General features: G+C 35.4%; 15 protein-coding genes and 1 tRNA gene. 3 read left to right on the forward strand and 13 right to left on the reverse strand.

Annotated elements, in window-relative coordinates; all coding sequences use genetic code 11:
• Positions 1 to 20 precede the first annotated feature (20 nt).
• From accC to pdxA, 6 genes are all read right to left on the reverse strand, one after another.
• Positions 21 to 1,373: an acetyl-CoA carboxylase biotin carboxylase subunit gene (gene accC, locus Q0992_RS01805; RefSeq protein ID WP_299519761.1), complete on the reverse strand. Its 1,353-nt coding sequence runs from the start codon at positions 1,371 to 1,373 to the stop codon at positions 21 to 23.
• 83 nt (positions 1,374 to 1,456) lie between these two features.
• Positions 1,457 to 1,942 carry an acetyl-CoA carboxylase biotin carboxyl carrier protein gene (gene accB / locus Q0992_RS01810; RefSeq protein WP_299519763.1) on the reverse strand — a complete coding sequence of 162 codons (486 nt, stop codon included), beginning with the start codon at positions 1,940 to 1,942 and terminating at the stop codon, positions 1,457 to 1,459.
• A 29-nt stretch (positions 1,943 to 1,971) separates the two neighbouring features.
• Positions 1,972 to 2,970 carry a beta-ketoacyl-ACP synthase III gene (locus Q0992_RS01815; protein ID WP_299519765.1) on the reverse strand — a complete coding sequence of 333 codons (999 nt, stop codon included), beginning with the start codon at positions 2,968 to 2,970 and terminating at the stop codon, positions 1,972 to 1,974.
• Between the two features lie 178 nt (positions 2,971 to 3,148).
• Positions 3,149 to 3,352 (reverse strand): 50S ribosomal protein L32, encoded by a 204-nt coding sequence (rpmF, locus tag Q0992_RS01820; protein WP_299519767.1) that lies wholly within the window; start codon positions 3,350 to 3,352, stop codon positions 3,149 to 3,151.
• An 8-nt stretch (positions 3,353 to 3,360) separates the two neighbouring features.
• The gene (locus tag Q0992_RS01825; RefSeq protein ID WP_299519769.1) at positions 3,361 to 3,900 is read right to left on the reverse strand and encodes a DUF177 domain-containing protein; all 540 of its coding nucleotides are present in this window, start codon (positions 3,898 to 3,900) and stop codon (positions 3,361 to 3,363) included.
• Positions 3,901 to 3,979: 79 nt separating this feature from the next.
• Positions 3,980 to 5,020 (reverse strand): 4-hydroxythreonine-4-phosphate dehydrogenase PdxA, encoded by a 1,041-nt coding sequence (pdxA, locus tag Q0992_RS01830; protein ID WP_299519771.1) that lies wholly within the window; start codon positions 5,018 to 5,020, stop codon positions 3,980 to 3,982.
• A gap of 99 nt (positions 5,021 to 5,119) precedes the next feature.
• Between pdxA and Q0992_RS01835 the strand changes: the two genes are divergently transcribed.
• A complete protein-coding gene (locus Q0992_RS01835) occupies positions 5,120 to 5,710 on the forward strand; it encodes a riboflavin synthase (protein ID WP_299519773.1) in 591 nt (196 codons plus the stop codon).
• A 590-nt stretch (positions 5,711 to 6,300) separates the two neighbouring features.
• Here Q0992_RS01835 and Q0992_RS01840 read toward each other — a convergent pair.
• Both Q0992_RS01840 and mce read right to left on the reverse strand, forming a co-directional pair.
• A tRNA-Ile gene (locus Q0992_RS01840) sits at positions 6,301 to 6,374 on the reverse strand.
• Between the two features lie 75 nt (positions 6,375 to 6,449).
• Complete coding sequence (gene mce / locus Q0992_RS01845) at positions 6,450 to 6,854, reverse strand: methylmalonyl-CoA epimerase (RefSeq protein WP_299519775.1); 405 nt, start codon at positions 6,852 to 6,854, stop codon at positions 6,450 to 6,452.
• Positions 6,855 to 6,961: 107 nt separating this feature from the next.
• Between mce and rbfA the strand changes: the two genes are divergently transcribed.
• A complete protein-coding gene (rbfA, locus tag Q0992_RS01850) occupies positions 6,962 to 7,354 on the forward strand; it encodes a 30S ribosome-binding factor RbfA (protein ID WP_299519776.1) in 393 nt (130 codons plus the stop codon).
• On the forward strand, positions 7,355 to 8,557 hold the full coding sequence (locus Q0992_RS01855) for an FtsX-like permease family protein (RefSeq protein ID WP_299519778.1): 1,203 nt from the start codon (positions 7,355 to 7,357) through the stop codon (positions 8,555 to 8,557).
• Here the strand turns inward: Q0992_RS01855 and dusB are convergent.
• From dusB to Q0992_RS01880, 5 genes are all read right to left on the reverse strand, one after another.
• Positions 8,554 to 9,546, reverse strand: a complete 993-nt coding sequence (dusB, locus tag Q0992_RS01860) for a tRNA dihydrouridine synthase DusB (RefSeq protein ID WP_299519780.1) — start codon at positions 9,544 to 9,546, stop codon at positions 8,554 to 8,556. The genes Q0992_RS01855 and dusB overlap by 4 nt on opposite strands.
• 21 nt (positions 9,547 to 9,567) lie before the next feature.
• Entirely contained in the window at positions 9,568 to 9,963 is a 396-nt protein-coding gene (locus Q0992_RS01865) for a DUF4345 domain-containing protein (protein ID WP_299519782.1), read from the reverse strand.
• Positions 9,964 to 10,074: 111 nt separating this feature from the next.
• Entirely contained in the window at positions 10,075 to 10,836 is a 762-nt protein-coding gene (locus Q0992_RS01870) for a hypothetical protein (RefSeq protein WP_299519784.1), read from the reverse strand.
• Positions 10,833 to 12,059, reverse strand: a complete 1,227-nt coding sequence (locus Q0992_RS01875; protein ID WP_299519786.1) for an AAA family ATPase — start codon at positions 12,057 to 12,059, stop codon at positions 10,833 to 10,835. Before Q0992_RS01875 ends, Q0992_RS01870 begins: the two co-directional genes overlap by 4 nt.
• A gap of 64 nt (positions 12,060 to 12,123) precedes the next feature.
• Positions 12,124 to 13,368, reverse strand: a complete 1,245-nt coding sequence (locus Q0992_RS01880) for a M28 family peptidase (protein ID WP_299519788.1) — start codon at positions 13,366 to 13,368, stop codon at positions 12,124 to 12,126.
• Positions 13,369 to 13,382 lie beyond the last annotated feature (14 nt).

The raw sequence follows: 13,382 nt of genomic DNA on the forward strand, positions 1-13,382 counted from the left end.
AAATTTAGGAGCTTTTTAATTTAGTCGTCTTTCTCTTCCTTAATTTTGAAATCTTCCATAAATTTAGTCGTGTAGTTTCCTGCTAAATAATCAGGATGCTCCATCAACTGCCTATGAAAAGGAATTGTCGTTTTTATACCTTCAATGACAAATTCGTCTAAGGCGCGTTTCATTTTGTTTATCGCCTCCTCTCTCGTTTGCGCCGTTGTAATCAACTTAGCTATCATTGAGTCATAATTAGGTGGAATACTATAACCTGCATAAACATGAGTGTCTAGACGAACTCCATGACCTCCAGGAGCATGAAGCGTTGTTATTTTCCCGGGTGAAGGTCTAAAATCATTAAATGGGTCTTCTGCATTTATTCTACACTCTATGGAATGTAAATTTGGAGTATAATTTTTACCCGATATTGGTACGCCTGCGGCAACTAGTATTTGCTCTCTAATTAAATCGAAATCTATAACCTGTTCAGTAATAGGGTGCTCTACTTGAATACGTGTGTTCATTTCCATAAAGTAGAAATTTCTATGCTTGTCTACTAGAAATTCTACGGTACCTGCTCCTTCATAATTTATAAACTCTGCAGCTTTGACCGCTGCTTTCCCCATTTTATCCCTCAATTCGTCCGTCATAAACGGTGAGGGAACTTCTTCAGTAAGCTTTTGATGGCGCCTCTGTACCGAACAATCTCTTTCGGATAAGTGACAGGCCTTTCCTCTAGAATCGCCTACAACTTGGATTTCTATATGCCTTGGTTCCTCAATGAGTTTCTCCATATACATATCATCATTCCCAAAAGCCGCTTTTGACTCTTGTCTTGCCGAATCCCAAGCTGGTTTTAAATCTTCTTTTTTCCAGACCGCACGCATTCCTTTTCCACCACCTCCAGCAGTAGCCTTTAACATAACAGGGTAACCTATTTCCTTAGCAAGCTTTTCGCATTCTTCATAATCGGCAATAATTCCTTCGCTACCAGGCACGCAAGGTACTCCAGCAGCTTTCATTGTAGCCTTAGCGGTAGCTTTGTCACCCATTTTAGAAATCATCTCTTCTGAAGCACCAATGAATTTTATACCGTGCTCTTCACAAATCTTAGAGAACTTAGCATTTTCGGATAAAAATCCATATCCAGGGTGAATGGCGTCGGCATTGGTAATTTCTGCTGCTGCTATAAGATTTGAAATCTTTAAATAAGACTCTGGGCTAGGTGGAGGGCCAATACAAACTGCTTCGTCCGCAAACTTAACGTGAAGGCTATCTGCATCTGCTGTTGAGTATACAGCAACTGTTTTAATACCCATTTCTTTGCAGGTCCTGATAACACGAAGTGCTATTTCACCTCTATTAGCGATTAGTATCTTTTTAAACATAACTTTTGTTTTAAAAATTCAATTTCCAAGCACCAAATTCCAAATAATTGGGTTTGGGATTAGTGGATTGGAATTTTCAATTGTTATGATGGATCAACCAAAAATAAAGGTTGGTCAAATTCCACAGGAGAAGAATCATCAACTAAGACTTTAACAATCTTACCTGATACCTCAGACTCAATTTCGTTGAATAGCTTCATAGCCTCAATAACACAAAGTACATCGCCTTCCTTAACTTCAGTACCGACCTCAACAAAAACGGGCTTGTCTGGTGACGGCTTACGATAGAATGTACCTATAATCGGTGATTTTACAGTAACATATTTAGAATCATCACTTGCAGTAGCGGAAGCTGCAGGTGCTTCTGGCGCTGGAGCGGCAACCGGCGCTGGAGCTTGTTGCTGAACAACTGGTGCAGCAGCTTGAACAGGTACTTGCTGAACAATCGTAGTATCGCTATCAGAACCTGTTCTGATCGTAATCTTAACATCATCCATTTCTAACTTAACTTCACTTGCCCCAGATTTGGCGACAAATTTTATTAAGTTCTGAATTTCTTTTAAATCCATAATATTTAGATATTTTTGTTAGTTAGTGTTTAATTAGGATTGTATGCCCATTTAAAATAAATTGAGCCCCAGGTAAATCCACCTCCAAAAGCGGCAAAAATCAAATTATCACCTTTCTTCAGCTGTGATTCGTAGTCGTAAAGTAATAATGGTAGTGTGGCAGAGGTTGTGTTACCGTACTTCTCTATATTCATCATTACTTTTTCATCTTCCAAATTAATGCGTTGAGCCGTGGCATCTATAATCCTCTTGTTTGCCTGATGCGCTACCAGCCAAGAAATATCTTTGTTGGTTAGGTTGTTTCTCTTTAGTATGCGTTCTGCTACATCTGCCATATTGAAAACCGCATTTTTAAAGACTGTTCTTCCGTCTTGAAAAACATAATGCTTACCTTCATCAAAAGCTTCTTGAGTTATAGGGTACGATGAGCCTCCATAAGTCGCCTGCAAAAACTCTCGGCCTTCGCCATTACTTCTTAAAATTTCATCTTGAACACCTAAACCTTCTTCATCGGGTTCGAACAATACAGCACCTCCTCCATCACCAAAAATTATACAAGTCGCTCTATCTTTATAATTAATAAATGAAGAGTTCTTGTCGGCACCTATTAATAGGATTTTTTTATAGCGCCCAGATTCTATGTAAGCTGCAGCGGTTGACATACCAAATAGAAAACTAGAACAAGCTGCCTCTAAATCGTAAGAAAATGCGTTTACTGCTCCTATCTGTGTCGCAGTGTAAGCAGCTGTTGAAGCCGCCTTCATATCTGGTGTTGCGGTGCAAACGATCACCAATTCTATCTCTTTAGGATCTAAACCTGTTTTCTGAATGAGGTCTTCTGCTGCTTTAATAGCTAAAAATGATGTTCCTTTTCCTTCTTCTTTGAGAATTCTGCGCTCTTTGATTCCTGTCCGAGTCGTAATCCATTCGTCGTTTGTGTCTACCATAGTTTCTAATACTTTGTTGGATAATACAAAGTCTGGTAGATAGCCTCCGACGGCTGTAATTGCCGCTGTGATTTTACTCATTATTAGCTTTTAGGTTAATTAAAAGTATTGAAAAATGACAAAAATCAATGGTTTTCAATGAATTTTCGGCATTTTTTGGCAAATAATTATGCAAATTAAGTGGTTTTTGACCTATTCGAAAAATTTAAATAAAAAAAACGCTCACTTCTGAGCGTTTTATTATATGCGTGCATAGTAGTTATGCTATATTTTCTTCTTCGGCAGAATTATCTATTAATACTTGTCCTCTGTAGTAAAGCTTACCTTCGTGCCAATGTGCTCTGTGGTATAAGTGTGGCTCACCAGTTGTAGGGCAAGTTGCTACTTGAGGTACAGAAGCTTTATAGTGTGTTCTTCTTTTGTCTCTTCTTGTTCTAGATATTTTACGTTTAGGATGTGCCATTTTAAATGCTATTTATCCGTTAATAGTTTTTTTAAATTATTCCAACGAGGATCAATATCCTCTGATTTTTTTTCATTATCCCCATTTTTTGGGCTCAATTCTTCTAATTTTGAAAGTATATCTGACTTTAAGGTACCGTCCGCAATCCCTGGGTGTATGCGTTTCGCGGGAACTGCCAAAACAATAAGCTCATAGAGGTATTGCGCTACATTGATTTCATATTCGCCGTGAGGTACAATTAAAATATCTTCATTATCGTCATTATACTCCGCACCAAATTTTACGACTAGCTTATAATCATCTTCAATAGGCTGATTATAAGGTTCGTTTGTTAGGTCGCAGTTAACATTAACATAACCCGATGCGTCAAAAAACAACTCTAATAGTGTTGTTTTTTTGATGAGCTTTAAATCGATTTTTACATCAACTTGATTAAACTCTTCGTATTCAAAATTATTAAAGAACGTATTGTCTATGTCGTAATCAAAATGGTGCTCCCCTACTTTTAGCCCAACAAATTGGATTGTATATGCTTTTAATGCCTTCATTACCACACTCATTTTGAGCCTGCAAATATATAAAATTTTACTTATTTAAAGCCCAGATATCTACAAATTTTGTTAATCCCTATTTTAAGGCTTTTTTCAAAGGGTTCTTGGTGTAATGCTTATAGTCTAATCTATTCTTAAATATCTTAATAGCCATATAAATCGCTTGGACAAATGAATTTTCATTTGCTTGTCCTTTTCCTGCTATTTCATAAGCTGTGCCATGATCTGGCGATGTCCTTACCTTATCGAGACCAGCGGTGTAATTGACACCTCCTCCAAATGATATCGTTTTAAAGGGTATGAGCCCCTGATCGTGATAAGAGGCAATGACAGCGTCGAAACTCTTGTAGGTGTTTGAACCAAAAAAACTATCCGCGGAATATGGGCCATAAACTAAATTGCCTTCGTGTCTTATTTTCTCTAAAGTTGGTCTTAAAACGGTGTCGTCTTCATTACCAATAACACCATTATCGCCTGCATGAGGGTTTATGGCCAATACTGCAACCTTAGGCTTATTGATGCCAAAATCTTGCTTTAAGGATTGTGTAACTGTTTCAATTTTTTCCCTTATAAGTTCTTCTGTAATGTGATTTGCAGCATCTTTTAGCGGCACATGATCCGTTAAAAGCCCAACACGTAAGCCTTCGGTTACCATAAACATTAGACTTTTTCCATTTAAAGCTTTAGCCAAATAATCCGTATGCCCCGGGAAATTAAATGTATCTGATTGAATATTGTGTTTATTTATTGGCGCTGTCACCAAGACATCTATTAAACCTGCCTTAAGGGCTTTGGTTGCGGCTTCTAGTGATTTAATAGCATACTCACCCATTTTTTTATTTTCTTTGCCAAAGTCAATTTTAATGGGCTCTTTCCAAATATTTACGACATTAACCTTACCATGAACCAACTTTTCTGGCCTATCGATGTTAAAAAAGTTAATCTTACTTTTAAAATGATTTTTAAAAAATTGCATGGTCTTGCCTGAGGCAAAAATAACTGGTGTACTTAACTCAAGTGATCTGGAATCCTCATAAGCTTTGATGATTATTTCTGGCCCTATGCCATTAAGGTCGCCAACTGAAATACCAACAACAACTTTTTCTTCTCTCTTCATATCTTAAATAGTTATCCTATTTTTATATTAAAATCTATTACTGTGTGTAATAGTGTGCTTAACTTTGCACTGCAAATTTAACCAAATAAAGTAGATTTAATGTTTACAGGTATTATAGAAGAATTAGGCACAGTAGAAAAATTAACAAAGAAAAATGGCAATCTTCATTTAACTTTTAGCTCTTCGATTACAAATGAATTAAAAATTGATCAGAGTGTAGCCCATAATGGTGTTTGCCTTACAGTAGTCAACATAAATAACGATAATTATGTTGTCACAGCTATTCAAGAAACCTTAGACAAAACAAATTTAGGTTCGCTTAAGGAGGGTGATATTGTAAATATAGAGCGTGCTATGAAATTAGGTGACCGGCTTGATGGCCACATTGTGCAAGGCCATGTAGACCAAACTGCTGAATGTGTATCTATAAAAGAAGAAGATGGAAGTTGGTTATTTACTTTCGAATACGATAAGAGTCATAACAATATTACCATTGAGAAGGGTTCTATTACTGTAAACGGAGTTAGTCTTACCGTGGTTAACTCTAAAGTAAACCAGTTCTCAGTGGCTATAATTCCATACACTTACCAGCACACTACATTTAAAACCTTAAAAGTTGGCGAAAAGGTAAACCTTGAGTTTGATGTAATCGGTAAATATGTAAAACGGCTTAATGACCTGAGGAACTAGGTCGTTTTTCTTGAAATTTTGTAGGTTCTGTAAATTCCAAAACTTAGAGCAAGTAAGAACAGTATAAACAGTCCTCCGTCGATAGGCAGTCCTGGAGGAGGAGGAGGCATAGGCGGAGGAGGCGCAGCTCCTTGAGCCATAGACACAAAACCCATGAAGAAAAATAAGATTGAGGCTAACATATTTTTGTTCTGCATGCTGTTAATAATGGTGTAAAAGTATAAAAAAAACCGACCTAACAAAATAAATCCAATTAAAAAAACGTCTTTGAACGGTAAATATTGTCGATGAAATGCTTAAAATGTGCTCAAATTAGGGAAGAAACGTATATGTTTTATGCACACTTAACACAAATATAATACTAATTTATAATCCGCCTTTCATTTGATATGTGCTATTTGTGTTAAATCTATTTTTATAAAATAAAAAAGGGCATGGAATAATACCAAAAGCTTTTGCTTTTTGATGTCTCATCTGGGATTATCTCAATCCCGACAGTTATTGGACTCAATGTAGGCTGCTCATCCAAAATTTGTTCACTTTGTTTCACAAAAAAAGCCTTTGCTATTGCAAAAGCTTTTACCTCACTGTGGTCCCACCTGGGCTCGAACCAGGGACTTTCTGATTATGAGTCAGATACTCTAACCAACTGAGTTATAGGACCTATTGGCTGATACCAATCTCTTTATTCCTAAAGAGTCTGCAATATTACTATATATTTTAAAACTCTACAAGAATTTTAATCCTTAATGTCTTGGCATAATTCTACCAACACGCTATTCGAGGATTTAGGGTGTAAAAATGCAATTAATTTTTGATCCGCTCCCTTTTTTGGCGATTTATGAATCATTTGAAAACCCTCATTGGTCAAACGCTTAATTTCTTCTTCAATATTGTCAACCGCAAAGGCGATATGGTGAATCCCCTCACCTTTCTTTTCTATAAATTTTGCAATTGGGCTATTGCTATTAGTAGCCTGAAGCAATTCTATTTTATTGGGGCCACATTTAAAGAAGGATGTTTTTACACCTTCACTTTCTACATCTTCTATTTTATAATGTGCTTCACCAAATAAGGTTTTAAATAAATCGTTAGACTTTTCTATGTCCTTCACTGCTATCCCGATATGTTCGATTTTTCTCATTATTCAATAAATTTTATTTGCCAAAGAACGGAATTCTTACAGTTACAAACTATGATTTTTGTTATATAAAAATACCATAATCCTTAAATATCCTCTACTTTTGCAAAATGGAAAGCAATAGACAAAAAAAAATAGCTGGTATATTACAACAGGATTTAGCCGAAGTTTTGCAACAAGCGGCTTCTTCAGGTGGGCTTAGAGGTGTTATTATTTCCGTATCTAAAGTAAGTGTCACTGTAGATTTGTCTATCGCTAAAGTATACCTCAGTATTTTTCCTAATAAAGAGGCCCAAGAGTTGTTAGATGGTATTAAATCCAACACTCCTTTAATTAGACACGAACTGGCACAGCGTACGCGCCATCAATTACGACGCATGCCGCAACTTGAATTTTTTATTGACGACTCTTTAGAATATATTGATGGCATAGAGCGTTCTCTTAAAGATGGGGATAATCCCCTTGAAAACACAGACCTCTTAGATAAGCGTAAAAAATCTTAAGTGAATTTTTCGTTATATATAGCAAAACGTTATCTGGTTTCTAAAAGCAGTAGTAATGCTATAAATATCATGACACTCATAGCTTCTGGTGGAGTTATTATAGCTTCGGCAGCTCTATTTATAGTGCTTTCTGTATTTGCCGGACTTAAAGATTACAGCCTTCAATTCTCCTCTTTTGTAGATCCCGATTTAAAACTACTTCCTTCTCAGGGCAAATCGTTTACCTTTTTAGAGGAAGATAAATTGAAACTAAGCGCTATCGATGGCATTGCGTCTTTTTCTGAAATTATTGAGGAACGCATTATTATAAAATCTGAAAACAAGAATCTTCTAGCGACTTTAAAAGGGGTTGATGCCAATTTTTTGAAGGTTACCAATATAGATTCTATGATTACCAAAGGCGATTGGATTTCACCCGAAAGTAATGATGTGGTGTCGGGTTGGGGAATTTCAAATAATCTTTCATTCGGAATTTTGGACTTTAGAAAATCCTTATCGCTTTATGTGCCCAAACCCGGAAGGGGTCAATTAAGCTCCATAAAAGGTGCTTATAACGCTGTCTATGTTAATAATGTTGGTTTGTTTGACATTAATGAAGATCTCAATGCTGAATATGTGTTTTCGGATATTACTTTGGCTAGACAATTGTTAAACTATAAAGACCACCAAATTAGTGCTATAGAGGTAAAGTTGAATCCTGATACCGATGAAGATAATTTAAGGGAGGCTATTAACGCTTCATTTAATAATCAGTTTATCATCAAAAACAGAAAGCAACTTAATGATGCCTTATTCAAAATGTTGAATACCGAAAACCTCGCCATTTATCTCATCTTTACTTTGGTTATCATTATTGCGCTATTTAATGTTATTGGTGCTATTATTATGATGATATTAGATAAAAAGAAGTCGCTAAATACCCTTTTTAATCTAGGAACAGAACCAAAAACAATAAAATCCATTTTCTTTTGGCAAGGTAGCTTAATGACTATAGTTAGTGGTATAATCGGTGTTGTTTTAGGACTTTTAACCGTATACCTACAGCAGTCTTTTGATTTGATAATGTTAACACCAGAATTAGCTTATCCTGTAAGATTGAATGCCTTTAATATACTTTTGGTATTGGCAACCATCTTCGCTTTAGGTATTGTTGCTTCGCGAATTGCTTCGCAACGGATAACAAAAAAATTAATTCAGACTTAAGCGAATTGGTAATCTGAAAACTTTTCGAGGACCTCATCAAACGTGTCAAAAACATCTTTTGAATCATCGCTCGTTACCATTTTCATTCTGTATTCCTTAAAATTTGGAATTCCCTTAAAGTAGTTGGTATAATGCCTTCTCGTTTCAAAGACGCCCAGTTTTTCGCCCTTCCACTCAATAGACATTTGTAGATGACGTCTTGCGGCTTCAACACGTTCTGGCATTGAAATCGGAGGTAAATGCTCTCCTGTTTCAAAATAATGCTTTACTTGTTTAAAAAACCAAGGGTTACCTATAGAGGCTCTTCCAATCATAGCTCCATCTAACCCATAACTGTCTCGCATTTCAGCTGCGCGTTCTGGCGTATTAACATCGCCATTACCGAATACAGGAATATGCATTCTGGGATTGTTTTTTACCTGGGCTATTGGCTTCCAGTCAGCATTGCCTTTATACATCTGGGCTCTTGTTCTGCCATGAATAGCAATAGACTTTATCCCAACATCTTGCAAACGCTCAGCTACTTCTACAATTTTTATAGAGTCATGGTCCCACCCTAATCGTGTTTTAATTGTTACTGGCAAATTGGTGCGTTTCACCATTTCAGCAGTTAACTTTTCCATAAGACAGACATCTTTTAAAATACCTGCTCCTGCCCCTTTTGAAACGACTTTTTTTACTGGACAACCAAAATTAATATCAATAATATCTGGATTGGACTGCTCTACAATATCGATGGTCTGAAGCATACTATCCATATTGGCTCCAAAAATCTGTATGCCAACTGGTCGTTCTTTCTCATAAATATCAAGCTTCATAACACTTTTTGCGGCGTTACGAATAAGGCCTTCACTCGATACAAACTCAGTATACACAACATCGGCACCCTGTTCTTTGCACAAAGCACGAAAAGGAGGGTCACTGACATCTTCCATTGGTGCCAAAAGTAAAGGGAACTCCCCTAGCTCTATGTTGTCTATTTTAACCAAGGCAAATTTTTTGGTGCAAAGCTAAGACTTTTTAAGGTATTTACTATTCAACACCCAAAAACCGTAACATCCTAAAATTAATTCACCAAGAGTTCCGAGAATATAGACTTCTGAAGGTAGGCCATCTGTAATACTACTTAGTATTCTACCAAAAGCTAAAGCCAACATAAAAACAGTATTAGACAGTAATGCCGATTTGAGGTAATCTAACTTCAAAATTCCTAAAATCCATAAGATTGAAAAGCCAAGATAAAGACCCATTACGGCTTTTGAGAAGTTCTTTTCGTCAATAGAATTGGGGTTGAGCTCTAAAAATTCCCCCACGTTAAATCCATAAATGAAAGCTGCAGGAATAACAATGATTACTGAAACAATCAAGTGGATTTTGGTGATTATCGTTGTTTGAGATAATTTCATGGTTCATTCTCTAATCCAATCCAAAGTATACAGTGTAGAGGTAGTAACTGTGATTCCAATAATATTATCTGTCTTCGTTATGGCTTAAATTTCAGAGTTGTAAATGATAATCTATTGCTTTCCCAAATAACAAAATGATAATTCTTCTTCGTAAGATTGAAATTCAATATCCCAAAAGTCATTATTTTTTAAATAGGAAATAATTTCAATGTAATTAGGTGAATCAATCACTGCTGTAGCAATGCAAGCTGAAAATTCGGTTTTTCGATTAATACTGCTTAATATTCCTTTTATTCTATTAATTCTATTTGACAATTTAATGCCGTTAAGTTTTTTAAGTTCATCCGTTTCTATATAATCCTCGTAAAAAGCATCCATAAAATCAAGAACCATTAAAGACTGCTCTGATCTAGGATTAACAAAATGTAGCCTATCATTTAATGCTACAGTTAAAATAGTGTTTCTTCCAATATTAGAGCTATCTTTGGGGTAAAGTCTAAAATTCTCAAAATATAGATGTTCTTTGGGGTTATCTATAAGTGGGTTAACTATTTTGTCCTTAACAGTATCTGTATCACCTTTTGTTGTATTACATTTTTTTGATGATGGTAGTAGATTACCCCATTCAACTACTTTATTAGGATACAGGTCTTTAGGAAAGAAATGTTCAATTTCAGTATATGTACTTTTCGTGTCTAGATTAATCTCGCTAAATGAACACTTCCCAAACGCAATCTTTCTTACCTCTTCATAAATATATTTATATTTCCAAACAACTTTTTTCTTGCCAGAATTTATAAACTCTTTTGTAAGTCTTTTTTGTACTTTTTCAGTAAGTTTTTTAGGTTTATCTGATAATTCTAATTTTATCATCTAACTTCGGGAAACTGTTTTATTTGCATTTGAAGTACACGCTTTTGAGAATCTGAATCTGGTAATATATCCATAAGTTTGTCAAAAGCCTCTTTTGATTTTTCAAAATCAGCCTTGTCTAACCCTTCGTCAAACTGATTGATTAACTCCAAATATAAATCCGACTTTACCTTAGATTTCAACCCCATAACTTTATTTAGTATTTCCTCCACACTCCACCCTTTAAAACTTTTATTAGGCATACGAGAAATCGATACATTTGTTGAGTTTTTTTCTTTAACTAAAACATAAACATTGGCTTCTTGTAAAGATTGGACCACTAATGGGCTGTGAGTAGTAGCAATAAACTGAGTTTTAGGGAATAAATTAGATAATATTTGAGTAATATTCCTTTGCCATTCAGGATGTAAGTGTAAATCTATTTCGTCAATTAAAACAACAGCTGGTTCTTTTAAAGGATTTTGAGAATTTGGATACCTATCAAACATTTTTTTACAAAAATCTATAATCCATGATAGTGTTGACTGATAGCCATAGGCTAAATCTTCAAACCTAAACCAACCTTCATTAGTTTTAAATTCAACATAATTATTTAGTCTTTCGCTTGTGTGGAATTTAAAATCCTGCAGCTCTGGAAATATTTCTCCTGTAATCACTGATTTTATTAAATCAAGACGTTTTTTAGCGGTTTTTTGTCCATTTTTAACAGCATAGTCTGTCTGTAAAAGCCATTCATTTAAATTTATTAGAGTGAAATCGGGGTTAAAGAGGGTTTCGTTATTACCCACATCTTCTTGAGTAGATAGTTTTATTTCTTTAGATGAGCGTCTATTTACCCCATAAGCATATATGATGAAATCTTTGAATTTCTTATTCCTCAGTATTCTCCTAGAGCCTCTATCGTTATGTTGTTCGGTTTCCAGTTCAAATAAACTATTATCAAATAAGGCCAAAGCTTTAATTTCGTGATTTTCAGAAAGACCCTTTGAAAGATAGAATATTTCTTCTTTCCCTTCTCTATCTAATATCCCAGACTCCTCCTCAGATTCTAAACATGATAGTGCTTTTAAAATATTAGTTTTTCCTGTGCCATTGTTACCCAAAAATATTGTCCATGGATAAATAGACATATCATTTTTTAAGAATGTAATGCCATTTACATTCTCAAAATTCTTAAAATTAAGCTTCTCTATTTCAGCTATATAAACTGCACCTTCATTCATATTATATACCTAGGCTCTAAATTAATTAAAAACACTTTAATCATTCACAAGGTAATTATAAAAACTAAAAGACTACTTTAGTTTTTATTTTTTTATTGGCTCTTATTACAGAAATTGCCGCTTCATCACCTTTGTCAAATACCGATAATGCTCTCATATAGCTCATCATATCAGTAACAAGACTATCTCCCAGTTTTACTACAACATCACCCTTTTGCAAGCCTGCATTAAAGGCTGGTGTGTCTTCTCGGGTACCATCGATGCGCATCCCCTTTCCATCAAATAAATAATCTGGCACTACACCCAATCCTACCTTAAATCTTGGGACTTCTTCACTTTCATTTTTAGTGGTACGGAAGGCCAATTCACCATTATCATCTAGATCTGAAATAATATCAAAAATATAATCTGAAATGAGATTCATTCCTTCATAATTCAATTTATCGGCATCATCAGCTGGTTTGTGATAATCCTCGTGTTGGCCTGTAAAAAAATGTAATACAGGTACATCAATCAAATAAAACGACGTGAAATCACTAGGCCCTACACCACTCTCATTCTCAATCAGTTTAAACTTATCGTTATTAGCTTTTATGGTTTGTCTAAATAGTGGTGATGTACCAACACCATAAACGGCTAACGTACTATCTACTTTCAAGCGACCTACCATATCCATATTAATCATATAGTTTATGGATTCAGCATTAATCGTTGGGTTTTTTGAAAAATAATTAGAGCCCAATAAGCCCATTTCTTCCCCAGAAAACGCCATAAACATATAGTTGTTTTGATCTTTAATTCCTGTCGCTTCATTTTTCGATTTTAATCGTCTGGCCAAATCTAACATCACTGCAACTCCACTAGCATTATCGTCTGCACCATTGTGTACGGCTTTTTCTTCACCTCTATGCAGTGAGCCTTCACCACCATAACCTAAATGGTCGTAATGTGCGCCAATAACCACAGTTGTTTTGGCTCCATTATCGATAAAGCCAATAACATTACGTCCTGTAATTGTGCTGTCGGTATTTTTTGTAAACTCTACTTCCTTGTGTGGGTCTATTTTAGGTTTAAATGAAAAGGGCTGTAGAAAATCTTCTGTCCCTTTGGGTTGTAGGCCTATTTCCTTATACCTCTCAACAATGTACTTTGAAGCCTTTACTTCACCTTCGGTGCCTGTTTGGCGGCCTTCTAACTTATCGTCGGCTAGAAAAGCTACATCTTCCTTAATTTTATTTTCTGAAACTGCAACGTCTTTTTTGCAGGAAAAGAGACCCGCTAAAAGCAACAAAAACACTATTTTTTTCATAAGTATATCTTATT

Source organism: Winogradskyella sp., assembly GCF_028289625.1.
Taxonomy (GTDB): domain Bacteria; phylum Bacteroidota; class Bacteroidia; order Flavobacteriales; family Flavobacteriaceae; genus Winogradskyella.